This is a genomic window from Microbulbifer maximicatervae (SeqCode) (genome assembly GCF_052467815.1).
In genome coordinates this window covers 1,211,188-1,234,480 of sequence record NZ_CP174326.1, presented here as the reverse complement: position 1 = coordinate 1,234,480, position 23,293 = coordinate 1,211,188, and the positions used below count along the sequence as shown (strand labels likewise).

General features: G+C 51.1%; 26 protein-coding genes. 13 read left to right on the top strand and 13 right to left on the bottom strand.

Features of this window, described 5'->3' with window-relative positions; genetic code table 11:
- The first annotated feature begins 27 nt into the window (after positions 1–27).
- Positions 28–900 (top strand): subclass B3 metallo-beta-lactamase, encoded by an 873-nt coding sequence (gene bla / locus ACJJIW_RS05265; RefSeq protein ID WP_444936839.1) that lies wholly within the window; start codon positions 28–30, stop codon positions 898–900.
- 31 nt (positions 901–931) lie between these two features.
- Here bla and ACJJIW_RS05260 read toward each other — a convergent pair whose 3' ends face one another.
- From ACJJIW_RS05260 to ACJJIW_RS05235, 6 genes are all read right to left on the bottom strand, one after another.
- Positions 932–1,129, bottom strand: a complete 198-nt coding sequence (locus ACJJIW_RS05260; protein WP_282930358.1) for a putative antibiotic biosynthesis monooxygenase — start codon at positions 1,127–1,129, stop codon at positions 932–934.
- Positions 1,126–1,569: a MarR family winged helix-turn-helix transcriptional regulator gene (locus ACJJIW_RS05255; RefSeq protein WP_444892557.1), complete on the bottom strand. Its 444-nt coding sequence runs from the start codon at positions 1,567–1,569 to the stop codon at positions 1,126–1,128. The genes ACJJIW_RS05260 and ACJJIW_RS05255 overlap by 4 nt, the downstream gene beginning before the upstream one ends.
- 7 nt (positions 1,570–1,576) lie before the next feature.
- Positions 1,577–1,864, bottom strand: a complete 288-nt coding sequence (locus ACJJIW_RS05250; protein ID WP_444936838.1) for a putative quinol monooxygenase — start codon at positions 1,862–1,864, stop codon at positions 1,577–1,579.
- Between the two features lie 182 nt (positions 1,865–2,046).
- Positions 2,047–4,464 carry a Kelch repeat-containing protein gene (locus ACJJIW_RS05245; RefSeq protein WP_444936837.1) on the bottom strand — a complete coding sequence of 806 codons (2,418 nt, stop codon included), beginning with the start codon at positions 4,462–4,464 and terminating at the stop codon, positions 2,047–2,049.
- Between the two features lie 153 nt (positions 4,465–4,617).
- Positions 4,618–6,114, bottom strand: a complete 1,497-nt coding sequence (locus ACJJIW_RS05240; RefSeq protein WP_444936836.1) for a YifB family Mg chelatase-like AAA ATPase — start codon at positions 6,112–6,114, stop codon at positions 4,618–4,620.
- Positions 6,115–6,143: 29 nt separating this feature from the next.
- On the bottom strand, positions 6,144–6,392 hold the full coding sequence (locus ACJJIW_RS05235) for an accessory factor UbiK family protein (RefSeq protein ID WP_282930338.1): 249 nt from the start codon (positions 6,390–6,392) through the stop codon (positions 6,144–6,146).
- Between the two features lie 420 nt (positions 6,393–6,812).
- Between ACJJIW_RS05235 and ACJJIW_RS05230 the strand changes: the two genes are divergently transcribed.
- The 5 genes from ACJJIW_RS05230 (at position 6,813) to ACJJIW_RS05210 (ending at position 10,276) form a co-directional block, all read left to right on the top strand.
- On the top strand, positions 6,813–7,538 hold the full coding sequence (locus ACJJIW_RS05230; protein WP_444936835.1) for a TorF family putative porin: 726 nt from the start codon (positions 6,813–6,815) through the stop codon (positions 7,536–7,538).
- A 51-nt stretch (positions 7,539–7,589) separates the two neighbouring features.
- A complete protein-coding gene (locus ACJJIW_RS05225; RefSeq protein WP_282930336.1) occupies positions 7,590–7,928 on the top strand; it encodes a P-II family nitrogen regulator in 339 nt (112 codons plus the stop codon).
- Between the two features lie 54 nt (positions 7,929–7,982).
- Complete coding sequence (gene amtB, locus ACJJIW_RS05220; protein WP_444936834.1) at positions 7,983–9,242, top strand: ammonium transporter AmtB; 1,260 nt, start codon at positions 7,983–7,985, stop codon at positions 9,240–9,242.
- Positions 9,243–9,329: 87 nt separating this feature from the next.
- Positions 9,330–9,668 (top strand): P-II family nitrogen regulator, encoded by a 339-nt coding sequence (locus tag ACJJIW_RS05215; protein ID WP_108731383.1) that lies wholly within the window; start codon positions 9,330–9,332, stop codon positions 9,666–9,668.
- Between the two features lie 383 nt (positions 9,669–10,051).
- Entirely contained in the window at positions 10,052–10,276 is a 225-nt protein-coding gene (locus tag ACJJIW_RS05210; RefSeq protein WP_108731384.1) for a hypothetical protein, read from the top strand.
- Positions 10,277–10,350: 74 nt separating this feature from the next.
- Here the strand turns inward: ACJJIW_RS05210 and ACJJIW_RS05205 are convergent, their stop codons facing one another.
- The 4 genes from ACJJIW_RS05205 to lptM form a co-directional block, all read right to left on the bottom strand.
- On the bottom strand, positions 10,351–11,088 hold the full coding sequence (locus tag ACJJIW_RS05205; protein WP_444936833.1) for a DUF484 family protein: 738 nt from the start codon (positions 11,086–11,088) through the stop codon (positions 10,351–10,353).
- A gap of 123 nt (positions 11,089–11,211) precedes the next feature.
- Entirely contained in the window at positions 11,212–12,042 is an 831-nt protein-coding gene (gene dapF / locus ACJJIW_RS05200) for a diaminopimelate epimerase (protein WP_413664046.1), read from the bottom strand.
- 93 nt (positions 12,043–12,135) lie between these two features.
- Positions 12,136–13,389 carry a diaminopimelate decarboxylase gene (lysA, locus tag ACJJIW_RS05195; RefSeq protein WP_444936832.1) on the bottom strand — a complete coding sequence of 418 codons (1,254 nt, stop codon included), beginning with the start codon at positions 13,387–13,389 and terminating at the stop codon, positions 12,136–12,138.
- A gap of 11 nt (positions 13,390–13,400) precedes the next feature.
- Entirely contained in the window at positions 13,401–13,751 is a 351-nt protein-coding gene (lptM, locus tag ACJJIW_RS05190; RefSeq protein ID WP_444936831.1) for an LPS translocon maturation chaperone LptM, read from the bottom strand.
- A gap of 107 nt (positions 13,752–13,858) precedes the next feature.
- On the opposite strand from lptM, the gene cyaY reads away from it, so the two are divergent.
- Positions 13,859–14,185: an iron donor protein CyaY gene (gene cyaY, locus ACJJIW_RS05185; protein ID WP_282930329.1), complete on the top strand. Its 327-nt coding sequence runs from the start codon at positions 13,859–13,861 to the stop codon at positions 14,183–14,185.
- Between the two features lie 7 nt (positions 14,186–14,192).
- Here cyaY and argH read toward each other — a convergent pair whose 3' ends face one another.
- On the bottom strand, positions 14,193–15,617 hold the full coding sequence (gene argH / locus ACJJIW_RS05180) for an argininosuccinate lyase (RefSeq protein WP_444936830.1): 1,425 nt from the start codon (positions 15,615–15,617) through the stop codon (positions 14,193–14,195).
- An 89-nt stretch (positions 15,618–15,706) separates the two neighbouring features.
- Here argH and ACJJIW_RS05175 point away from each other — a divergent pair, with 89 nt between their 5' ends.
- Positions 15,707–16,864, top strand: a complete 1,158-nt coding sequence (locus ACJJIW_RS05175) for a sensor histidine kinase (RefSeq protein WP_444936829.1) — start codon at positions 15,707–15,709, stop codon at positions 16,862–16,864.
- Entirely contained in the window at positions 16,861–17,607 is a 747-nt protein-coding gene (locus ACJJIW_RS05170) for a LytR/AlgR family response regulator transcription factor (RefSeq protein ID WP_282930326.1), read from the top strand. Before ACJJIW_RS05175 ends, ACJJIW_RS05170 begins: the two co-directional genes overlap by 4 nt.
- 643 nt (positions 17,608–18,250) lie before the next feature.
- Here ACJJIW_RS05170 and ACJJIW_RS05165 read toward each other — a convergent pair.
- Positions 18,251–19,402, bottom strand: coding sequence for a PilT/PilU family type 4a pilus ATPase (locus ACJJIW_RS05165; RefSeq protein ID WP_108731394.1), 1,152 nt, complete (start codon positions 19,400–19,402; stop codon positions 18,251–18,253).
- 60 nt (positions 19,403–19,462) lie between these two features.
- The gene (locus ACJJIW_RS05160; RefSeq protein WP_108731395.1) at positions 19,463–20,497 is read right to left on the bottom strand and encodes a type IV pilus twitching motility protein PilT; all 1,035 of its coding nucleotides are present in this window, start codon (positions 20,495–20,497) and stop codon (positions 19,463–19,465) included.
- A gap of 69 nt (positions 20,498–20,566) precedes the next feature.
- Between ACJJIW_RS05160 and ACJJIW_RS05155 the strand changes: the two genes are divergently transcribed.
- The 4 genes from ACJJIW_RS05155 to ACJJIW_RS05140 all read left to right on the top strand — a co-directional run bounded on the left by ACJJIW_RS05155 (position 20,567) and on the right by ACJJIW_RS05140 (position 23,286).
- Positions 20,567–21,271, top strand: a complete 705-nt coding sequence (locus ACJJIW_RS05155; RefSeq protein ID WP_282930325.1) for a YggS family pyridoxal phosphate-dependent enzyme — start codon at positions 20,567–20,569, stop codon at positions 21,269–21,271.
- Positions 21,272–21,309: 38 nt separating this feature from the next.
- Positions 21,310–21,597, top strand: a complete 288-nt coding sequence (locus ACJJIW_RS05150) for a hypothetical protein (protein WP_444936828.1) — start codon at positions 21,310–21,312, stop codon at positions 21,595–21,597.
- 179 nt (positions 21,598–21,776) lie between these two features.
- A complete protein-coding gene (proC, locus tag ACJJIW_RS05145) occupies positions 21,777–22,610 on the top strand; it encodes a pyrroline-5-carboxylate reductase (RefSeq protein ID WP_444936827.1) in 834 nt (277 codons plus the stop codon).
- A gap of 67 nt (positions 22,611–22,677) precedes the next feature.
- Positions 22,678–23,286 carry a YggT family protein gene (locus ACJJIW_RS05140; RefSeq protein WP_282930322.1) on the top strand — a complete coding sequence of 203 codons (609 nt, stop codon included), beginning with the start codon at positions 22,678–22,680 and terminating at the stop codon, positions 23,284–23,286.
- Positions 23,287–23,293 lie beyond the last annotated feature (7 nt).

Below are 23,293 nucleotides of genomic sequence, written 5' to 3'. Positions count from 1 at the left end.
CTGGTGCAGAAATATAGAGAATAGTGGATGAAGATAAGAATCAAATTAGCCGCAATAGTAATGGCAGCTTATTCCAGTTTTTCGGCAGCGGAAAATTTTGCTGTATTACCACAACTGGCAACCTATAAAGTACCAGAATCCTGGCGCCAGCCAGTAGCGCCTCTAAAGATTGCAGATAACACATGGCAAATAGGTACCGAGGGAATTACCTCACTGTTATTAAAAGGCAAAGAGGGATCGATTCTAATTGACGGTGGCATGGAGCAGACGGCTGAGCATTTATTGGAGAATATGCGCAGGTTGGGAGTCGCCCCCTCGGATCTCAAAATAATCTTGCACAGTCAGGCTCATGCAGACCACATTGGTTCTATAGCTGAGCTAAAACGCGTAACTGGTGCACAGGTGGTAACCAATGCCGAGTCAGCGGTGTTAATGGCTCGCGGTGGTGCCAATGATATTCACTTTGCCGACGAACTTTTATATCCGCCAATAAAGGCGGATCGTATCCTGCACGATGGCGAGCAAGTGGTTCTAGGGGATTTGCGTCTACGCGTACATTTTATCCCAGGCCATACACCAGGCAGTATGGCCTGGACCTGGGAAGACAAAGTTGATGGTAAAACTAAAGATATAGCTTATGTGGATAGCCTTACAGCGCCCGGTTATCAACTGATTGATAATCGCCGCTATCCCAATATCGTAGAGGACTTCCGCACAAGCTTTGCCCGTGTGCGGGATTTACCTTGTGATTTACTACTTACCCCTCATGCACCTGCCAGCGGTTGGGAGTTTAAAAACAAAGCTATACAGAAAAAATCAGTCAGCTGTCATCAATATGCAGAGAAAGCAGAAGAAAAATTAAGTGAAAAGCTGGAAGCTGAGAAAGATCCAGCTGACTAGATGTTGGCGCTACAAAACATGGCTCGACAAATTAATGCCGGGCCAAAAATTGATGTACCTTTGGCACAAGATAGAAATACATTAGTGGGACCAGAATAGCGGTCATTATTAGCGCTTTTAAACCAATTGCAATTTGCAATTCCAGTGCTTGCATCCCTAGAAGTAATAGAGTAACAATAGGGTAAACCAATGCCCAGATGCACAGGGCGTGTAGTATCGGTTTCTTCATTTGTTCAACTCCTCCATAAATTTAGAAATTGTCTTAAAATACCCGGGTAAGATTTTTTGTAAAAATTGTTTTCCACTCTTGGATAGTGCTACACATTTTGCCCTGCCATCGCTGGAGTCTGCTTCCATAACGATGAGCTCATCTTCCACCATGCTTTTCAAGGTTCGTGTCATTACCGGGCGAGAAACATCGATGCGCTCTGCGATTTCTGAAGCCAGCAAACTATCTCTTTGAGGCTCCCGGTCGATAACGATCATTACCAGGAAGCGCAGCTGGGAGGTTCCGTGTTCAGAAAAATACCCCTCCAGCTCCCGCAATAGCAGACTCGCATCCCGCATCATGGTAAGGGCGTCCTGAACGGCAGTGGGATCTTTTACAGAAAATCGTTTGGAATATCCCTCAACCATCTGTTGTGAGGGAAGTTCTTTGAGAAAAAACATAAGGGTTTTAAGCTAACCTCTCCAGCTTATTGATCTCCACAGGCTCTTTTAGCCACTCTTGATAGGCTTCGAATATCGGAGCGATATAGGGCATAGCGTAATGCTTGTTCAAGTCTTCCTGGCTGCGCCACTCCTCGTATAAAAACAGGTTTTCCCCGTCCTCGTGCACAGAAAACTGCAGGCAGCCCTCTTCCTCCAATGTTTTAGCCACTATGGACAGGATGGCCTGCTTGGCTTGGTCAAAGAACTCTGTCTTGGGAGAAATCTTGGCAATAATGAATAAATTTATAGCCATAAACGTCACTCTCTATGGAATATAGTTATCATGATAATCAAATGGGGTGGGTTGTCAAACTACTTGTGGGTCAGTTTAATGTAAGGAGTGGAGGAGAACAGTCGGTTTACTTAACATTGTAGAGATAGCAGTGGCTCAACTAGGAGCCACAGAAATGATGATTGCACGAAACTAGTAATGAGCTACCTTGGAGCGGCAAAATAAACTTGGCGTTTGTAAAGCTTACGCCACTGGATACCGTCTTCTGATTTCCATATGTCATTATTTATTCCCTCACCCTGACCCCCAATAAGTAATAGATGGTCACCATTGCTCACTATTTGGTGAGAGCCTCTGGCTGAGAAGGGGGCGGAAGAGGTTTCCAGAGTCCAGTTAACCCCATCCTTAGAAGACCATATATCATTGGTATATTCCGCCACTTCTGTGTCCCATCCCCCAATTACCCATAGCTTATTCTTAAAGGCTACAAATTGGTGATCGTAACGAGTATTAAATATTGGGTTAAGCGTTTCTTTTGACCAATTGATACCATCGGTAGATGACCACATGACATCATCTGAACCTAAGTCCCCTTTTCCTCCAAAAACCCAAATTTTATTATTGAAACTGAGTGCCTGATGAAAGTGACGAGATATAAATGGAGGGTTATCTGTGACAAGTGTCCAGTTAATACCATCTATTGATGACCAGATATCTTTTTTTTCTGTATCGCCATAATCTTCGGTACCTCCAATAAGCCATAGCCGCTCATCGTAACTTATGAGTTGATGGCCGAACCGGGCTGAGAATCCAGGAGTCTCTGACTCTAACTTCCAATCTATTCCATCAATAGATGACCAAATGTCATTCTTTAATCCGTGAGATTGCTCGCAACATGCTCCGTCATTACCTCCAATTAACCACATTTTTTTATTGTGGATCGCGACTTGATGTCGAAAACTGAAAGGGAAATTTGGACTGTCTGTCGCTAGTGTCCAATCTGCCCCGTTACTAGATGACCAGATATCATTCTTTGAACTTCCAGAACCACCAATAATCCAATATTTATTTTTATAATAAATAGCTTGATGTTGTGTTCTTGGTGGTATCTCATCAGTTTTTGTGTGTTGTTGCCAATTCACACCATCTATAGATGACCAGATGTCATTTCTTAACCCACTAAACATACCACCTGACCGACCTCCAATTAACCATATTTTTCCAGTAAAACTAATAGCTTGATGGTTTTCACGGGATGAAAAAGGAGTACTTTCGGTTTCTTGCTGCCATCTAACCCCGTCTGTTGATGACCAAATATCGTTTATATTATTTGGGCTGCCACCTTCACTGCCACCAATTACCCAAAGCTTATTGTCATGGGATACTAGTTGGTGGTCTTCTCTCGCCATAAATGGGGTCTCTTCTGATACCTGTTTCCAATGTTCTCCATCCTCTGATGACCAAATTTCACTCTTTGTGAAATCAAATCCCAGGGCGCCGATCATCCATAGTTTATTGTTGAAACTAATTGTTTCTGCAGCCCATCCGATTAAGAATGAGAGGTCTTCTGTAACAAGCGTCCATGTGACTCCATCAGTAGACGACCATACATCATTGTGAAAATTGTCCCCTGTTGAATCTCTATACGCACCACCAATGATCCATAATTTATCATCGTGAGTAATAAACCTCTGTGTAATGCGACTCGGAAAATTGGGATTATCCGTAACCAGTTCCCAGGTAATGCCGTCATCTGATGACCAAATCTCATTATTTTCAGGGTTACTAATAGGACCTAGAACAACCCATAATTTATTATTGTATACGGCGGCTTTAGGGGACCTGGCTAGAGGAAAAGGTGCATTTTTGGTTTGTAGTTCCCAAATAATTCCGTCATTACTGGACCAGATATCATTTTGGTATTCCAAACCATCATAACCACCGATGAGCCAAAGTTTTTCTTTAAAAGCTATTACCTGGTGTCCTTCTCTCCCAGAAAATTCTGAAGTAGTTACTGTGACAGAGGCTTTTGAAGTATCAGAAAGAAGATTGTAGAAAGCTGGCTGGGAGAGAGTGGCAGCTGTATCGGTAACTATTTGACCGTTGATAGTACTTAACTGCCCATTTTTACAAGTATTATAGCTTTCTAGATTACACTCATTCTCAGCGCTACGATAAAATAAGATATTGTCATCTGACTCAGAAAACTGAATTTTAGTATCAGATTTGCCTACCCACGCAGTCATACTGATTGTTTTTATTTCAGAGTTAACTTGATAGCTAGATGAAGCGGAAAAGTATTGATTGTCCTGATCTATATTTGCCGTTATGGTAGCTGAGCCTGCGGCTATAGCAGTGATTAAGCCTTCTGAATCAACAGTGACTATTTCTGGATTATTAGAACTATAAGCGATTAAGCCTGAGCCTTGCCCAGTTGCAGTATTTTGTAAACTGTCGCCAAGATATAAATCAATTGAACCAGTATAGGCGAATGTCAAATTTTGTTGGCTCAACGATGAGTCAGACTTCTCACCACCACCACCACCACCACCACAGCCAGTTAAAAAAATACTAATAAATATAGTGATAAATAATGATAAAATGGGGTTAATTTTTATCATCGACTCGTCCTTTATGAGTACGTACTTACGTATTAATTAGAGCTAATTTTATATAGAAAATAATAACAGTATTTAGATACTGATTTTAATCCTAAATATTGATAGGGATTGGAAAGGGTTAATAACTATCTACTTTATAACTCAGGTTTTTGACTAGTTTGATAAAGCAATTACATTTCTTCGGTCGAGATTTCTATAGGCTAGTGCCTCAGCAATTTGAGTAGTACTTATATGTTCAAAATTAGCAAGGTCTGCCAAGGTTCGGGCTACTTTAAGGACCCGATGGTAACTACGCGCGGATAGCCCCAGTTTTTCCACCGATTGACGTAAGAGGTGTTTCTCCTTTTCCCCCAAGGCACAGTGCTTTTCCAGCTCTGCGCCTTTTAACAGGTTATTTGTCTTACCTTGCCGCTGTATTTGTTGCTGGCGTGCGGCACAAACTCTCTCTCTCACGGTATCGGAAGTTTCTCCGGGAGCTGAATCCTGTAATTGCACAGCATTCATAGCGCCCACCTCTACCTGCATATCGATACGATCCAGCAGAGGGCCTGAGAGCTTGTTACGATATCGATCTATCTGGTCTGGGGTACAGCGACAGCGGGGTTCGCCTAAATAGCCACAAGGGCAAGGGTTCATAGCCCCGACCAGCTGAAAGTGGGCGGGGTAGGTGACTTGGGCTCGGGCGCGGGAGATACGCACTTCACCATTCTCCAGGGGTTCCCGCAGTATCTCCAGGGCGTGCCTGGGAAATTCGGGCATCTCATCAAGGAATAGGACTCCCCGGTGCGCGAGGGATATCTCACCGGGCCTTGGGGTGCTGCCACCACCGACCAGCGCTGTTGGTGAGGCGCTGTGGTGCGGGGCCCTGAAAGGGCGCAGGCTCTGGTGAGGTAGGCCTGCGCTGGAGTAAACGCTCGCTACTTCTAATGACTCTTCAGTTGTCAGCGGGGGCAATATTCCTGGCAGGCGGCTGGCCAGCATGGTTTTGCCGGTGCCGGGCGGACCGTAAAAAAGCAGATTGTGGCTCCCGGCTGCTGCCACTTCGAGAGCACGGCGGGCCTTTAGTTGGCCGCGCACATCGGCTAAGTCTGCGCACAGGTGCTCTTCGGCAATAGGCTCTGCAACAGCTTTGGGCATAGATTCACGCCCATGAAGTTCGGCGCAAACTTCCAGTAGGGAGTTGGCAATGCTGACTTCGCCGGTTGCCAGCGCGGCTTCCGCACCGTTCTCGGTAGGCACAACGAGTTTACGGTCTTCATTGGTGCAGGCCACGGCTGCCGGTAAGCTACCACTTACTTCCCGCAAGGCGCCGGTGAGTGCTAGCTCGCCAATAAATTCATAGCGTTCCAGAGTTTCGGTGGGAACCTGTCCCGAGGCGCTGAGAATGCCGATGGCGATGGCCAGATCGTAGCGGCCACCTTCCTTGGGTAAGTCGGCGGGGGCGAGGTTCACGGTAATACGGCGCTGGGGGAAGTCGAAATGACTGTTGATTAGGGCGCTGCGGACACGATCGCGGCTCTCCCGCACCGCCGCTTCCGGTAAACCCACAATATGAAAAGCAGGGAGGCCATTTGCCAGGTGGGTTTCTACGGTAACCAGAGGTGCAGAGACCCCGAGCTGAGCTCGGGAGTAGGTGACTGAGAGGCTCACGATTTCATCCTTGAAGTGGCTCCCTGGGCTTAGTCCTTGGCGGCGCTGTCTCTCTGCGCCAGGGCTTGCTCCAGCATTTCGACCTTATCTTCGAGTCGTGCCAGCTTTTCCCGGGTCCGGCGCAGTATCTCCACCTGAGTGTCGAACTCTCGCTGGGAGACCAATGGCAATTTATCCAGTGATACCTCCAGAGCACTGCGCAAGTCACTGGTCACCACGGCGCCCTGTTGTTGTAGCTCTTTCAGCAGCTGTTGCAGTTTATCTGCTGCCACGGGCATTTCCTCGCTAAATAAGATGGATATGAATAGCACGGGATTGTAACCCAGTGCATTTTTTGGAAAAAGCAGCCTAACAGCGCACCGTTCTGAGCGCACCTTAATCTTTACCTCCCCACTTCAGTGCAAAGGAAGAAAGGCAGTTCCATGTTGGTGCAGCACTTTGCCTCCGAGTTTCTATTCGTACGAATTTTACTAATTCAATTACTCCTAACTTATTGATTTTGCTTGCGGTTGCGGTGTTGGCATCAAGTCTGCAAACAATCTGTGCAGGTGTCCCATTAACGATCATTGGGAGTCTGGGAAAGTAGCAGTTCACGAGACGCAAGCGACCCTCTGTCACACCCGACAGTGAAGGACTGATTGCAGGCGGCGCCATAAAAGCACTCGAAAAAACAGCTTCAAAAGCCTTGGAGGATCAAAGTGGAAAATAAAATGTATAAAGTTGCCACTCTCGTCACCGGTGCCGTTCTCGCACTGGGCGCTGCAAATTTATCGATGGCTGCCGAGGGCGGTCCCAGCATTAGTGCCAATGTGGGTCTAGTTTCTGACTATAGATTCCGTGGTATTAGCCAGACTGATGGAGGCCCCGCATTACAGGGTGGTGTCGATGTTGATTTTGGAAACGGCATTTATATTGGCACCTGGGCATCCCAAGTGGATTTTGATTACGGCTCCGATGAAACCGATTATGAACAGGATTTTTACGGCGGTTATAGCGGAGATATCAATGACAGTGTCAGCTTTGATGTTGGCTACATCTATTACGCCTATCACGGCGGAAATGCCGATGAAGATTATCAGGAAATATACGGCAGCCTGAGTTTTTCAGATTTAACGTTGGGGTTTGCCTATTCCGATGATTATTGGGCGGATACCGGTGAATTTTATTACCCTTATGCGGAATATAGTTTCGCTCTTCCCTCAGATCTTTCTCTCGATCTACATCTGGGATTAAACCTCTTTGAAGAAGAAGGTTTTCTCGATGGATCTGATTCCTATATCGATTACTCCGTTTCCCTCAGTAAAGAATTTGGTGGCTTGAGCCTGAGCGCTTCTTTCGTGGGCACCGATGTTAGCGATAGCGAATGTTACGAGACTGACTGGTGCGAACCTACATTGCTCGCCGGCGCGACTTATACCTGGTAATACAAAAGGGCCTTCGTTAATGCGAGGGCTCGTTTTCTTTAGGGGAATACCATGAAATTAATCACTGCAATCATTAAACCCTTCAAGCTGGATGCTGTGAGAGATGCCCTGCGGGAGTCGGGGGTTAATGGTGTAACGGTCACTGAAGTGAAGGGCTTTGGTCGCCAAAAAGGGCATACGGAATTGTATCGCGGCGCAGAGTATGTGGTGGATTTTCTTCCGAAAACCATGCTGCAAATAGCGGTGGCAGATTCGCAACTGGATGCGGTTATCGAAGCAATTGGTTCTAGCGCGCAGAGTGGCAAGATCGGTGACGGAAAAATATTTGTCGCAGAGCTTGAGCAGGTCGTGCGCATACGTACCGGAGAAACCGGTAATGCAGCAATTTAATTAAAAACCGAAAACATAATTTTAATAAATATCCAGATTTGAACGGAGAGGAATATGGAGAACCAAATTTTTCAATTGCAGTATGCAATTGATACTTTTTACTTTCTGATGTGCGGCGCCCTGGTAATGTGGATGGCCGCCGGCTTTTCCATGCTGGAAGCCGGCTTGGTGCGCTCCAAAAACACCACGGAAATTCTCACCAAGAATGTGGCCCTGTTTGCGATTGCCTGCATTATGTACCTGCTGACTGGCTACGCCATTATGTACGATGGTGGCTGGGCATTGTCCGGTATTGAGGCGTTTAGTCTGGAAGGCGTCCTCAGCGATTCTGCAGAAAATGGTTTTGAGGGTGACTCCGTTTATTCCGGGGCTTCAGACTTTTTCTTCCAGGTGGTCTTTGTAGCTACCGCCATGTCTATCGTGTCTGGTGCGGTTGCCGAGCGTATGAAGCTGTGGAGCTTCCTGGCATTTGCAGTAGTTTTGACTGGTTTTATCTACCCGCTGGAAGGTGCCTGGACATGGGGTGGCAAAGAGGTTTTCGGCCTGTATAACCTGGGTGATCTCGGTTTCTCTGATTTTGCCGGTTCCGGTATCGTGCATATGGCGGGTGCAGCGGCTGCGCTTGCTGGTGTCCTGCTACTGGGCGCGCGCAAAGGCAAATACGGTCCCAATGGCCAGGTGTATGCTATTCCCGGTGCTAACTTGCCGTTGGCAACCTTGGGTACCTTTATCCTGTGGATGGGCTGGTTTGGCTTCAACGGTGGCTCCGTACTGAAGCTGGGCGATGCTGCCAGTGCACACTCCGTCGCTATGGTCTTTGTGAATACCAATACGGCTGCTGCTGGTGGTGCTATTGCTGCACTGATCACCGCCCGTATCCTGTTTGGCAAAGCTGATCTGACCATGTTGCTCAATGGTGCCTTGGCCGGCCTGGTGGCAATTACAGCGGAGCCGTCGACCCCGACTGCATTGCAGGCAACCCTCTTCGGTATGATCGCTGGTGTACTAGTGGTCTTCTCTATCATCACCCTGGATAAGCTGAAAATCGATGATCCGGTGGGTGCTATTTCAGTACACGGTGTTGTCGGCTTGCTCGGCTTGTTATTGGTACCCGTGACGAACGACGGTTCCAGTTTCAGTGGGCAGTTGATTGGTGCATTGACCATCTTTGGCTGGGTATTTGTTAGCTCTCTGGCGGTGTGGTACCTGCTCAAGCTCGTCACTGGTATCCGTGTGAGCGAAGATGAAGAGCAAGAGGGTGTTGACTTGACTGAATGTGGAATGGAAGCTTACCCGGAATTTATGAACAAGTAAGTTAACAGTGTCGGTGCTGCCCCATAGGCGGGGCAGTGGCCTGGGTAAGGTTCTCTCGACGAGGACGAATCAGGGGAAATACTCAAGATGAAATTGATTACGGCTGTAGTGAAGCCCTTCAAATTGGATGATGTACGCACTGCCCTGTCTGAAGTGGGTGTGCAGGGAATGACCGTCACCGAGGTAAAAGGTTTTGGGCGTCAAAAAGGCCATACAGAGCTTTATCGTGGCGCCGAATATGTGGTGGACTTCCTACCGAAGGTAAAATTGGAACTCGCTGTTGATGACGAGATGGTGGACTCCGCTGTTGAGGCAATTACCAAGGCGGCGCAAACCGGCAAAATCGGTGACGGCAAAATCTTTATCACGGCTCTCGAAGAAGTCATTCGTATCCGTACCGGTGAAACCGGTAGCGAAGCTGTGTAACCTGTTTGATAACTCTTTCATAACGTAGCGATTGAGTATCATAAGCCCCGCAAGGGGCTTTATACGCACTTCTGATAAGTCCCGCTATCTCGCCTTCGATCTTTGTTATCTATTTTGCTTGAAATACCTGCTACCGGTGCAGGCGCAAAAATCTGCATAACTAACTGAAATATTCCCATTTCATTTCCCAACAAAAAACTCTACAGCCTCCTCCTTGTGTTACTGGCACGGGGGTGGGGAACTGCCTATAAATTAATCGCCGCTATTGACGCGGTAGGGGATCGCCACTGAAAAGTGGTTGTCAGTTTTGTAGATGCCGCGGGAAAGGGGCGGCACAGAGGTACTCCCTCTGTAACAGGAGTAAAGGTTACAGGGTTTTAGCTATGAAAGATGGTTATGAAGATCAGGGTAAGAACTCTCGCAGCAAGGACTCCGAGGAATTTGCAGAAGAACGCAGTATCACCTCTCGCCAGCGCGCCAGAAGCCAGTTAAGTTCCGATGTAGAGGAGTTTCTCGCCGGTGGCGGCGCGATTAGTGAAGTTGATCCAGAAGTTACCGCCGACCCCCCGCGCAAACCGCAGCCAAAATATGGCAGCCGCCCTATCTAATCTCTCTGGTCGCTGTTGCTCCTCCAGCAGGAGGAGTGACAGTTGGCCAAACCCCTCTCAGCCTCTCAGAGCTTTTACCGATTGAGCAGTTTCGGTAGCAGGCGCTCCAGGACTTCGCCGATATAGGATAGGAATAAAGTACCCAGGCTAGACCGGTAGTACTGGGGATCAGCAGAGCCTACCGCTAGAGTGCCAAGTTGATTGCCCAAAGGAACTACGGCAGCTGAAGCGATATATTGCGCTTTTTCTGCAAATAGGAATTCTTTTTCCCGCTGGCGCAAAACACCACAGATGGGGCGGCCGTTACGAAGTATTCCGCCAATTGCCGTCTCGGCATCGGAAAATGTGCTGGTCTGAACTTGTCCCAGGCTTTGGCGGGGAGCAGATAATGGCTCGAACAGAGTCAGGCTGGTGAACTCAACATTGAAGTCAGCGGCGAAACTGGCATAGAGAGCTTCTGTGACTTCACCGATATTTTCAGCTTCCAGCAGTGCCAGGATAAGTCGGCGGCTATTGAAAAATAACTGGTCGTTGTCCCGGGCGTTGTGCAAGAGCTGGTCGAGGCGCTGGCGCATTTCGATATTGCGCTCACGCAGCAAATTCGTTTGGTGGGTCATCAGCGACACGGTCTTGCCATTTTCCCGCGGCAACTTGATGGTTTCCAGCAGTTCCATGCGCTCTTCAAAGAACTCCGGGTTTTGAATCAGGTAGCGAGCTACCTGCCGTGCCAGCAGTTTATCGTCACGCTGGGTTTCCTTGTGAGTGTCGCCGGCAATCTCTTCGGGGGGCTGATTGGCGTCTGTGTGTTCCATTGTGTTTGCTTTTTCTGGCACGGGGATGGGGCATCGGACAACTGATGTGGCGAAGCGTTCTGCTCTCTGAGTTATCCCGTACCCGCTTGTGGCGGGTTTACTGCCAAATACCCGGACAATTGTTTAGAGAATAATCTGCCCGTGAAAAACCGTGGTTGCGGGCCCGGTCATAGTAACTGGCTGGCCGGGTCCGCTCCAGTGAATTGTCAGTGTGCCGCCGGGGAGCTGAATTTGGACTTTGTCATCCACCAGGTTTCGCAGGCGAGCGTATACCATGGCGGCACAGGCGCCGGTGCCACAGGCACGAGTTTCGCCAACGCCGCGCTCAAATACCCTGAGCCGGGCTTCGGTGCGTGTATCCACTTGCAGAAAGCCAGCGTTGACCTTTTGTGGGAACCGCGGGTGGCGTTCAATTAGGGGCCCGAGTCTTTCTACCGGTGCGGAAGCGATATCTTCCACCAGCAGAACCGCGTGGGGGTTTCCCATGGATACAGCACCAATGGTGAAGGTCTCCCCGTCCACTTCCAGGGGATAGGACTCTGCACGGCGATCGGCGGAAAAAGGTACTTTTTGGGGCTCAAGGACTGGTGCTCCCATATCGACACTAACCTGATCCCCGTCCAGCACTCTCAGGTGCAGTAAACCGGCGGCAGTTTCTACCTGGATATTTTTCTTACCGGTAAGGCGGCGTTCACGTACAAAGCGGGCAAAGCAGCGGGCGCCATTGCCGCAATTTTCCACTTCGCTGCCATCAGCGTTAAATATGCGATAGCGAAAATCCGCCTCGGGTGTGCGGGGCGGCTCCACCAGCAGTACCTGGTCGCAGCCCACGCCGAGGCAGCGGTCTGCCAGGCGACGAGTTTTTTCCGGGGTCAGTTTAATTTTTTGGCTGACGCCGTCGAGCATCACGAAATCGTTGCCGAGCCCATGCATCTTGCTGAATTTAACGCGCATTCCATTTCTCTATTCGTACTGATTTTCCGCGGCGTTAGCTGCGGTTTGGGGCCCGGGCTGAAAAATGGACCCCACTGCGATGCAAGTAGCTGATCAGGCTTTTTTGGGGACAGTGGTTTCACCGCGAACCAAGTCAGCAAAAGTCTCCCGCTCACGCACCAGGTAAGTTTTGTCGCCATCCACAAGTACTTCAGCGGCGCGACAGCGGCTGTTGTAATTGGAACTCATGGTGAAACCGTAGGCACCGGTCGACAACATGGCTAACAGTTGCCCCTCTCGCAGAGATTGGGAGCGGTTTTTACCCAGGAAGTCGCCCGTTTCGCATACCGGACCGACAATATCCCACAGGGTACTTTCACTCTCGTCCGGTGTCACTGGCACAATATCCTGCCATGCTTGGTAAAGGGCCGGACGCAGGTTGTCATTCATGGCGGCATCGACGATAGCGAAGTTGTGCTCTTCGGTACGCTTCAGGTATTCGACCCGGGTCAGCAGGGCGCCGCCGTTGGCGGCAATGGAGCGGCCGGGTTCGAGAATCAGGGATAAATTGCGTTCGCCGATACGCTTGTGGACCTCCGCCAGGTAATCCCCGACAGGGGGTGGTTCCTCACCCCGATAACGCACACCGAGGCCTCCGCCCAGATCCAGGTGTTCCAGGGTAATTCCCAGCTCGGCGAGCTGATCGATAAGGACCAGCAGGCGATCGAGTGCATCCAGGAAGGGGGCGACTTCGGTGAGCTGGGAACCGATATGGCAATCCACACCGGTAATTTTCAGGTGCTCAGAATCCGCTGCGTGCTGATAAACCTCGATCGCCTTGTCTATGGCGATACCAAATTTATTTTCTTTGAGGCCGGTGGAAATATAGGGGTGGGTTTGGGCATCCACATCGGGATTGACCCTGATGGAAATTGGGGCGGTCTTGCCACACTCTGCGGCCACGCGCTCAAGGCGGTCAATTTCCGCTTCTGATTCAATATTGAAGCAGTGCACTCCAACGTCCAGAGCACGCCGCATTTCCTCTGAGGTTTTACCCACTCCGGAAAATACGATTCGCGATGGGTCGCCGCCGGCGAGCAACACTCGCTCAAGTTCCCCGCCGGAAACAATATCAAAGCCCGCCCCCAGCTGTGCCAGCACTGACAGAATGCCCAGGTTACTGTTGGCTTTTACTGCGTAGCAGATTAGGCCGGGACGATTGCCGAGGGCCTCGGCGTAATCCCGATATTGCCGTTCAAAGTGTGCGCGGCTGTAGACATAAGTGGGGGTGCCGAAATTCTCGGCTATTTGTTCCAGTGAAACTTGCTCAGCCCACAGGCTACCGTCGCGATAACTAAACTCTCTCATATTACCGGTTCTTACTCTTCTAAATCTTCCTCGACATTGGAGTCATCCGCTGTGCCCGATTCGTCGTCGACTTCGATAGTCGGGCCGGTCTCAATGGTGTCATCGATATCAAAGTCGGGCCCATAGCCGTCTTCAGATTCAATTTCATCAACGGTTTCCACCGCTTGCTCTGCTGCGGAGCCGGGCTCGCCCGGTTGTGCTGCACCACTGGTGGGTACTGTCTCCGGCGGGCCACCTGGAATATTGGAGGCGGGCATGGCGGGGTCCTGTGGAAGATAGAGAGGACCTTTTTGGCCACAGCCCAGTAACAGTGCGGTGGCACTGATGGTGATGGTTAATAGAGAGAGTCGTTTTTTGAGCATCGATAACATCCTGAGAGTCGGAGATTCGCAGCGGCAACCGGCAAAAGCCTGATAGTATAGCGGCCCACCTGATTCAACACATTACACGGTAACAGAAGTAACCAAAGATGAGCCAAGCGGAATATGATGCGGCTGTGGAGCAGACTCTAATCGGTATTGAGGATGCACTCGATCACTGCGATTGGGATATTGACTACGAACGCAGTGATGCGGTGCTGACCCTGACCCTGGAAGACAATGGCAGCCAGGTAATTCTCTCGCGCCAGTCCGCCAACCGCGAGCTGTGGGTCGCCGCCAAATCCGGTGGCTACCACCTTTCTTTTGAAAACCCCGGTTGGAAGTGCACCACGACCGGTGAGGACCTGCCGACTTTGCTCGACCGCGTATTGAGCGAGCAGCAAGGCGAACAGGTTTCCCTCGGATTATCCGCTTAAACAGCGCTTAAGTGCGCTGCGAAATCTCTTCCCGTGCGCGTTTACAGGCCGCGCGCACCTGGTTTGGTGCGGTACCGCCAATATGATCGCGAGCCGCAACCGAGCCCTCTAAAGTCAGCACCTCAAATACATCTTCGCCAATTTCTGTTGAGAACTGTTGTAGTTGGGCCAGGCTGAGTTCGGATAAATCTTTACCCTGTTCAATAGCAAAGGATACGGACTGCCCGACAATTTCGTGAGCATCGCGGAAGGCCACCCCTTTGCGTACCAGGTAATCGGCCAGATCCGTCGCGGTGGAGAAGCCCTTGGCCGCAGCTTCCAGCATATTTTCTTTTTTTGCCTTCAGTGCCGGCGCCATATCGGCAAATGCGCGCAGGCAATCCAGAGCGGTATCGGCGGCATCGAATAGCGGCTCTTTATCTTCCTGGTTGTCCTTGTTGTAGGCCAGCGGTTGGCTCTTCATCAGTGTCAGCAGTGCAATCAGGTGGCCGTTAACCCGGCCGGTTTTTCCGCGCACCAGCTCCGGAACATCGGGGTTTTTCTTCTGCGGCATAATTGAGGAGCCGGTGCAGAAGCGATCGGGCAGGTCAATAAAGTCGAACTGGCTGGAGGTCCACAGCACCAGCTCTTCACTGGCCCTAGACAGATGGGTTAGCAGCAGCGCGGCGAAAGCACAAAACTCAATAGCGAAGTCCCGGTCGCTGACTGAGTCGAGGGAGTTTTCTGTGGGGGCATCGAAGCCCAGCAGCTCCGCCGTGCGTGCGCGATTGATCGGATAGCTGGTGCCGGCCAGTGCTGCGGCCCCCAACGGTGAGCGGTTAACCCGTTTGCGGCAATCCATCAGGCGCTCGAAATCCCGGCTCAGCATGGCATTCCAGGCCAGTAAGTGGTGGCCAAAGGTCACCGGTTGCGCGCTCTGTAAGTGAGTAAAGCCGGGCATAATGGTATCGGCTTCGCGCTCCGCTAAATCGACCAAGCCATTTTGCAGGCGGGTTAGTTCGGCAGCTATTAGATCGATGCGCCCACGCAGCCACAGGCGGATGTCGGTTGCCACCTGATCGTTGCGCGAGCGGCCGGTATGCAGTTTCTTGCCAGTGGCACCAATGCGTTGGGTCAGGCGCGCTTCGATATTCATATGGACATCTTCGAGCTGCACAGACCAGGGAAATTCTCCCGCTTTTATCTCTTCGGCGATGCCCTTCAGACCGTCGGCTATCTTGTGATATTCATCAGCACTTAATACCCCCACTTCTGACAACATCTGCGCGTGGGCAAGTGATCCCTGGATGTCTTCCATGGCCATGCGCTGGTCAAAAGTCACCGAGGCGGTAAATCGCTCGACAAAGGCATCGGTGGCTTCACTAAAGCGGCCGCCCCAGAGTTTGGCGGCAGGATTGTTGGCGGACTCGGAGGGGGATTTTTCGTTACTCATGGTTTTCCTGGCTGCAGTGAGATGAAAGGCTGGGGAGCTTGGTGATATCTTGCGCTTGGAACTTTGGGACAATCAAGAATAACAACTGCATGTCATTCCCCTGGCCGTCGGGCATTATAACGCAGAAAATTCGAAAATATCGCACAGGAGATAAGGATTCTGCGCTACCTGGGCAGCTTCCGTTTCTGCCAGACCTCTGTAGTGTCACCTCTCTGGCGGTACTGGTATTGATGGGGGAATTGCTGGCATTGGTACTGGTCCTGGCCCTGGATGGTTTACCGGAATTCAGCTGGCAGCGCCTGGGGCTGATCTCTCTGGTGATCCAGTGGGTGATATTGCCCTCGGCCGCGCTACTTTGCCGACTTCGGCCGAGCCTGGCGAAAATGCCCCACAAACTCGCTGGCGGCTTGAGTTTTATTGCAGTGCTGTCGGTGCTCATATTGGTGATGGCAGTGCAGCGCTCCCTGCGCGCGGTGCTGTTACAGACCAGCTTTGACAGCTGGGGGTTTGCGGGCGACTGCCTGCTTGGGGCTATTTGTGCGGGAGTGGTATTGCGCTACGCCTATCTTCAACAGCAACTCTACAACCAGCAGCAGGCGGAGCTCGGCGCCCGAATCGAGGCACTTCAATCGCGGATTCGCCCCCACTTCCTTTTTAACAGTATGAACAGTCTGGCTAGTTTGATCGCTGTTGATCCTGATCGCGCGGAGCGGTTGGTCGAGGATTTATGTGCATTATTTCGTGCAAGCCTCGCCGATCCAAAGCTGGTGCCTTTAGCGCAAGAGATTACTCTAGCCCAACGCTATTTGGAGATTGAAGCCCTGCGTCTGGGGGAGCGTTTGCGCCAGAGTTGGCAGCTAGACGCGGGCCTGGATAAGGTTCAGCTGCCCAGTATGTTGCTTCAACCCCTATTGGAGAATGCGGTGTTGCACGGTGTGGCACAGTTGCGGGCAGGCGGGGAGATTAGCGTGCAACTCTCGCAAGAGGAGGGCATGTTCAAGGTTGTTATTGAAAACCCATTGCCGCAGGGCAGTGCAGTTTCGACAAAGGCTGGTAATGGCATGGCGACAGAGAATATTCGCCAGCGTCTCACTGCGTACTACGGCGATCGCTTCAAATTTACCGCTTGTCGGGAGGAGGGCCGGTATCGGGTCATACTACAGCTACCCTTATCTCCCCGGGAAGTGGACCGGCGGGAAACAGAGACCACCATAAAATCCAAGAAAACTATCGAGGTGATGGAGTGACCCAATTGCGCGTACTGATTATTGATGACGAGCCTTTGGCTCGTGCCCGTCTGCACCGGCAGTTGGAGAAGATTGATAATTGTATTGCTGTGGGAGAAGCGGCAGATATTGAAGTTGGATTATCACAGATCCGCGACCTCGACCCGGACCTTGTGCTATTGGATATTGAAATGCCCGGTGGTAGCGGCCTGGAATTGGCTCAGCAGTTATCCAGTTTTGCGTGTCCGCCGGCAATAATTTTCTGCACTGCTCACGATGAGTTTGCTTTGCCCGCTTTTGCCACCTCAGCGGTTGGGTATCTATTAAAACCTGTGAATGTTGAACAGCTGCGGGAGGCAGTTTCCAAAGCGCAGCGTCTGAGTAAGCCGCAGCAGCAGTTGTTAACTAAGCAGGATCAGGTGGAGCTCAGTGGTCGGAGCCGTATCAAGGCGATTAGTCGCCTGGGGGTAGAGTTGCTGGATGTAGACTCTATCCGTTGCCTGATCGCCGACAGCAAGTATGTTGTAGCCTACCACCCCGCTGGAGAGACCATTCTGGATGAGTCATTAAAAGAGTTAGAGGGTGAGTTTGGGCAGCGATTCGTGCGTATACATCGCAGTGCGCTGGTGGCCGTACAATATATAGCCGGGTTGAGACGGGATGGTACAAATTACCGGGTAGAGCTGGACGGTGTAACAGCAGCGCCGCTGGTGAGTCGGCGTATGCTGCCTTCGGTAAAAGGCCTAATCGCAGAGATGTGTTAGAACTTAAATACTTCTGCGGATAAAAACAGCGAGTACGGTTGCCACCATTAATTCCAAAAACATACCCTGATTATTCGCGCCTGCCTGGGTTTATGAAAAAACGGCCTCTTACCTAACTTTTATTCCCACTTCACACCTGCGATATCAATAAGTGAACCGATGGTAAAGTTGGACGTTGCTACCATCAACGTGCATATCAATATAAATAAACCCGGGTCTTACATCATTTACGCGAACACCGTCATCGGCAACTTCCCAATTGAGTAGACCGACGATCAGTGTATCGGCAGCTCCTTTACTTGCTGCTTAAGCGGCCGGTAACTAATGGCAGCTTGGTATCCCATCAGGGCGAGTAATCGGGCTGTAGTGGTACCGATGATCCGGTTGCCGCCAGTGATCAAAGCGACTTTTTATTCACTTTGACTGTCCACTCTATAAACGGGATTTTCGCAGGAATTCGGAGGCTCAGAGAGAGGTTATGTTTCCTCCAATAAAAGCGTTGCAAGTAGAGGCCAACAAGGATATTTATTATCGGGCGGGATCAGCTTTTGCTCCGCAGAGATGTCCGCAGTGGACTATAACGGGTGAGAACCGTTTACAAGCCTGGGGCCTGTAAACGGTTTTGATCTGGCTGGATCGGGGGCTAGTAGAGTTGAGGACCACCGTCTCCGTACTCTGAATCATTTTGCAGACTCAACTCTCCAGCGGCACTATTTAAGTACTCGGCATCGGATTCGGATTTGAGTTTAATCATCAGGCGCAAATCGTTGGCAGAGTCGGCGTGGGAGAGGGCATCCTCATAGGTAATTTCTCCTCCATCGTAGAGCTCGTAGAGTGCCTGGTCGAAGGTCTGCATTCCCTGCTCACCAGAGCGCTTCATCAACTCCTTGATCTTATCCACTTCGCCCTTGCGAATCAGGTCCGACATCAGTGGGGTATTGATCATGATCTCAAGGCAGGCACGGCGGCCATCGCCATCGGGGGTCGGTACCAGCTGCTGGGCCACCATCGCCTTCAGGTTGAGGGACAGGTCCATAAACAACTGTTTGTGGCGGTCTGCCGGGAAGAAGTGAATGATCCGATCTAGGGCCTGGTTAGCATTGTTGGCGTGGAGGGTGCACAGACACAAATGGCCGGTCTCGGCGAAAGCGATGGCGTGGTCCATGGTTTCACGGGAGCGTACCTCACCGATCAGAATAACATCTGGTGCCTGACGCAGAGTGTTTTTCAGGGCTACATCGAAAGACTCGGTATCCAGGCCCACTTCGCGCTGGGTCACAATACAGCCGCGATGCTGGTGGATAAATTCGATCGGGTCCTCAATGGTGATGATATGGCCCTTGGTGTTCTCATTGCGGTGGCCGATCATGGAGGCGAGGGATGTGGACTTACCGGTACCGGTGGCGCCCACAAAAATGATCAGCCCGCGTTTGGTCATGGCCAGGTCTTTGAGTACGTCGGGTAGTCCGAGTCCATCGATAGTGGGGATTTTGGTTTCGATGCGACGTAGCACCATACCCACCAGATTGCGCTGAAAGAAGGCCGATACCCGGAAACGCCCCACGTTGCGCACTGCAATCGCGAAGTTCAATTCCTTTTGCTCGGCAAACTCGCGCCGCTGTTTCTCGTTCATGGTTCCCACCACCAGCTCGCGCGCTTTCTCTGGCGTGAGCGCGGTGCTGCTGCAGGGCACCACTCGGCCGTGCAGTTTGATGGAGGGCGGGACGCCCGCCGTGATAAATAAATCCGAAGCGCCCTTCTCTACAACCAGTTGTAGAAGTCTTTCAATATCCATGGTGATTACCGCGTTTTATCTCGACTTTTCTTCCCCAGATTGGGGGCGGGTTTTGGCCGTTTAGAAGTTCTCCGGCATCTTGGCTTTTTCGCGAGCCACTTCGCGACTGATGATGCGACGTGCCACCAGGTCTTCCAGGCATTGGTCCATGGTCTGCATGCCGACGCTGGCTCCGGTCTGGATGGCCGAGTACATCTGCGCGATTTTGTCTTCGCGGATCAGGTTACGGATGGCTGGGGTACCGCGCATAATTTCGTGGGCAGCGACCCGGCCACCGCCGTTTTTCTTCATCAGCGTCTGGGAGATAACGGCCTGTAGGGATTCCGATAGCATTGAACGCACCATGGCTTTCTCCTGCGCCGGGAATACATCCACCACACGGTCAATGGTTTTGGCGGCGGAAGTGGTGTGCAGGGTGCCGAATACCAAGTGACCGGTCTCTGCCGCAGTCAGCGCCAGGCGAATGGTCTCCAGGTCCCGCATCTCACCCACGAGAATGATATCCGGGTCTTCACGCAGTGCAGAGCGCAGTGCCTCGGCAAAGCCGTGGGTATCCCGGTGTACCTCCCGCTGGTTCACCAGGCACTTCTTGGATTCGTGCACAAATTCGATCGGGTCCTCGATGGTGAGGATATGCTCGTATTTGTTGTCGTTGATGTAGTCCATCATCGCCGCCAGGGTGGTGGACTTACCGGAACCCGTGGGCCCGGTTACCAGCACCAAGCCACGGGGAGTATCCGAAATCTGCTTGAATACCTGACCCATTCCCAGGTCTTCCATAGTGAGAACTTTGGAGGGAATGGTCCGGAATACGGCGCCGGCACCTCGGTTGTGGTTAAAGGCGTTTACACGAAAGCGGGCGACACCGGGGACTTCAAAAGAAAAGTCTGTTTCCAGTAGTTCTTCGTAATCCTTGCGCTGCTTATCGTTCATGATCTCGTAGATTAGGCCGTGTACCTGCTTGTGCTCCATTGAGGGCAGGTTGATACGGCGCACGTCGCCGTCGACACGGATCATCGGCGGCAGGCCCGCCGAGAGGTGTAAGTCCGAGGCGTTTTGCTTGGCGCTAAAGGCGAGGAGTTCAGTGATATCCATACTGCTACCTTATGGTTCTTGTTTGGGCTCAGGTAAAATCGCCGCTCAAATCGGTAAGGGCATCAGTATATGCGCAAAGAGACAATCGTCGAAAACCTGAATGCAGTAGGTGAGCGGATTGTGACATGCTGCAACAACTGCGATCGCAACCCCGCAGAAATTACTCTACTGGCGGTTTCCAAAACACGGCCGGCGGAAGACTTGCGGATCGCTTTTGCAGCTGGCCAGCATCACTTTGGCGAAAATTATTTACAGGAAGCCCTGCAAAAGCAGGATGCCCTGTCCGACCTGGATATTCACTGGCATTTTATCGGGCCGCTGCAATCGAACAAAAGTCGAGCTGTGGCGGAGCGATTCCATTGGATACACACGGTGGATCGCTTAAAAGTCGCCCAGCGCCTGTCGGCGCAGCGCCCCAGTAACATGGCGCCACTCAATATCTGCTTGCAGGTGAACATCGATGGCGAGCAGAGCAAGTCTGGCATAGCTCCACAGGATTTGGTGGCTCTGGCGCGTGAAGTGATGACATTGCCGGGGCTGTGCCTGCGCGGCTTGATGGCGATTCCCGCTGTTCGTGACAATGTATTTGAGCAGGAAAAACCATTTATCCAGTTGGCAGGGCTGCTGCGAAGTCTTCGCGAAGCATTTCCCGAGCAGGCCTTAGATACTCTATCCATGGGGATGTCTAAAGACATGGAGGCTGCTATTGCCAGCGGCGCCACTATTGTGCGTATCGGCACAGATATTTTTGGGGCACGAAACTATTCTGCATGACAGAATTAGTACGCAAGTAGATTTTTTTGGGATACGGGATGACAAAATCTGGGACTGTAGATGTATTGCTGCTGCTTTTGTCAGTGAGCGCGGTGCTATCTCTGTCTGTAACGAATAGTGTGCTGGTGACTTGGGTAGCGCTTGAGTGGTTGGCTTTTATCTGCCTGATTGCATTTGTTTCTCCCAAAATCTCATTGGTTACCGGCTTTTTGAATTCGGCAGTTACTGGGATATTCGGAGATAAGAGCCGCTATTGGCTTTGGATACTGGCGATTGTTCTTAACTTGATTGCGATTGTGGAAACATTTCCTTTTTTGTTTCGTTGATGCTTGTTTCTCTATTCTGATAGCGCTACTTAGCCAAATGAAGCTAATTGAATAGCTCCCTCTTCTAACTAAGACTATCGCCTTGTGTGTCTTGTTATTGGGCTTGAACGACCACATATTAATGAATCCTCCCAGGAGGAGAATGCGACTAAATTTTGCAACCGCCCAAGGTGATATGAGTGAGTACAGCGAACCCTAAGATGGTTTTTATTGGTGGCGCCGGCAATATGGCGGGGGCAGTGATCGGTGGTTTGGTGGCCTCCGGTTATCCGGCGGACCAGATCACTGCTACAGGCCGTGATCGGGATAAACTCAATGCTTTTGCCGAGAGCCACGGGGTAGCTATTAGTGACGACAATATTGCCGCTATTGTCGATGCCGATGTAATTGTGCTATCGGTGAAACCGCAGGTTATGCGGGAACTTTGTGAAGGACTGAAACCCCATTTGGTGGATTGCTCGCCCTTGATTATCACTTTTGCTGCAGGAATCCCGCTCGCGGCTTACCACCGTTGGATGGGAATACACCTCCCTATTGTCAGGGCTATGCCTAACACCCCGGCCCTGGTGCAAACCGGAGTTACCGGTCTCTATGCCGATAGCAAGGTAACGGGTGAACAGAAGGAACTTGCCGAGCGCATTGTCGATGCGGTGGGTATCTCCTACTGGGTTGAGGAAGAGCGTGGCATCGACCAGGTGATTGCGGTAGCGGGATCGGCACCGGCTTACTTTTTCCAGTTTATGGAGGCCATGATTGATGCGGCTTCCGCCGGTGGCCTTGCTCGTGCGGATGCGGAGCGCCTTGTGTTGCAAACTGCCCTGGGCGCCGCCAAACTGGCGGTCGCCAGCGATGTTGACGTCGCCCAGTTGAAGCGCAATGTGATGTCACCAGGTGGAACCACTGAGCGAGCTGTTCAACGGTTCGAGAAGGGTGGGTTGCCGCAGTTAGTGGCCGATGCCATGCGCGATTGCGAGGAGCGGGCGACGGAAATGGCAAAGGAATTGGATCGGTAACAGGTTCCGATCCAATTGGGTAGGTGCAGCGGTGGCTGCTAAAAATCTTTTTGTTTAGGGTTTATCCATGGTCAATACCTTCAGCGATATCGGCGTTTATGTCGTGGGCATACTGGGCATTTTGTACCTTTTCGCCGTGTTATTGCGTTTCCTATTGCAGTTGGGCCGTGCGGATTTTTATAACCCCATATCTCAGGGAGTTGTGAAGGTTACCAACCCTTTGCTGCTGCCGTTGCGCAAAGTGGTGCCAGGACTTTTTGGCGTTGATATGGCCTCCGTAGTGCTGGCGTTGATAGTCGGTTGGGCGATGATTATGGCTTGCGCTGTGATGGCAGGTTACGGTTTGGTAAACCCCCTCAGTGCTCTGCTGTGGTCGTTGATCGGCTGTGTTTCCACTGTGATAGCGATGGTGTTTGTCGGTTTATTGGTCTCTATCGTTGCCAGCTGGATTGCGCCGAATAGCGGCCATCCAATTCTAATTTTACTGCACCAACTCCTGGAGCCATTCTGCGGGCCTGTGCGGCGCCTGATTCCGCCTTTGGGGGTGATTGATATCAGCCCAATATTTGTCTTTATCCTGCTCACTGTGATTAACAGACTGCTAATTGGTTTTGCCCAAATGGCCAATATGCCTGCTTTTGTCTACAGCCTGTTTTGGCATATCCCCGGCTTTTAAATAGCCA

Coding starts and splice junctions, on each gene's coding strand:
- bla (WP_444936839.1), top strand. CDS start 28: ATGAAGATAAGAATCAAATTAGCCGCAATAGTAATGGCAGCTTATTCC.
- ACJJIW_RS05260 (WP_282930358.1), bottom strand. CDS start 1,129: ATGAAGAAACCGATACTACACGCCCTGTGCATCTGGGCATTGGTTTAC.
- ACJJIW_RS05255 (WP_444892557.1), bottom strand. CDS start 1,569: ATGTTTTTTCTCAAAGAACTTCCCTCACAACAGATGGTTGAGGGATAT.
- ACJJIW_RS05250 (WP_444936838.1), bottom strand. CDS start 1,864: ATGGCTATAAATTTATTCATTATTGCCAAGATTTCTCCCAAGACAGAG.
- ACJJIW_RS05245 (WP_444936837.1), bottom strand. CDS start 4,464: ATGATAAAAATTAACCCCATTTTATCATTATTTATCACTATATTTATT.
- ACJJIW_RS05235 (WP_282930338.1), bottom strand. CDS start 6,392: ATGCCCGTGGCAGCAGATAAACTGCAACAGCTGCTGAAAGAGCTACAA.
- ACJJIW_RS05225 (WP_282930336.1), top strand. CDS start 7,590: ATGAAATTAATCACTGCAATCATTAAACCCTTCAAGCTGGATGCTGTG.
- amtB (WP_444936834.1), top strand. CDS start 7,983: ATGGAGAACCAAATTTTTCAATTGCAGTATGCAATTGATACTTTTTAC.
- ACJJIW_RS05215 (WP_108731383.1), top strand. CDS start 9,330: ATGAAATTGATTACGGCTGTAGTGAAGCCCTTCAAATTGGATGATGTA.
- ACJJIW_RS05210 (WP_108731384.1), top strand. CDS start 10,052: ATGAAAGATGGTTATGAAGATCAGGGTAAGAACTCTCGCAGCAAGGAC.
- ACJJIW_RS05205 (WP_444936833.1), bottom strand. CDS start 11,088: ATGGAACACACAGACGCCAATCAGCCCCCCGAAGAGATTGCCGGCGAC.
- dapF (WP_413664046.1), bottom strand. CDS start 12,042: ATGCGCGTTAAATTCAGCAAGATGCATGGGCTCGGCAACGATTTCGTG.
- lysA (WP_444936832.1), bottom strand. CDS start 13,389: ATGAGAGAGTTTAGTTATCGCGACGGTAGCCTGTGGGCTGAGCAAGTT.
- lptM (WP_444936831.1), bottom strand. CDS start 13,751: ATGCTCAAAAAACGACTCTCTCTATTAACCATCACCATCAGTGCCACC.
- cyaY (WP_282930329.1), top strand. CDS start 13,859: ATGAGCCAAGCGGAATATGATGCGGCTGTGGAGCAGACTCTAATCGGT.
- argH (WP_444936830.1), bottom strand. CDS start 15,617: ATGAGTAACGAAAAATCCCCCTCCGAGTCCGCCAACAATCCTGCCGCC.
- ACJJIW_RS05175 (WP_444936829.1), top strand. CDS start 15,707: ATGTCATTCCCCTGGCCGTCGGGCATTATAACGCAGAAAATTCGAAAA.
- ACJJIW_RS05165 (WP_108731394.1), bottom strand. CDS start 19,402: ATGGATATTGAAAGACTTCTACAACTGGTTGTAGAGAAGGGCGCTTCG.
- ACJJIW_RS05160 (WP_108731395.1), bottom strand. CDS start 20,497: ATGGATATCACTGAACTCCTCGCCTTTAGCGCCAAGCAAAACGCCTCG.
- ACJJIW_RS05155 (WP_282930325.1), top strand. CDS start 20,567: ATGCGCAAAGAGACAATCGTCGAAAACCTGAATGCAGTAGGTGAGCGG.
- ACJJIW_RS05150 (WP_444936828.1), top strand. CDS start 21,310: ATGACAAAATCTGGGACTGTAGATGTATTGCTGCTGCTTTTGTCAGTG.
- ACJJIW_RS05140 (WP_282930322.1), top strand. CDS start 22,678: ATGGTCAATACCTTCAGCGATATCGGCGTTTATGTCGTGGGCATACTG.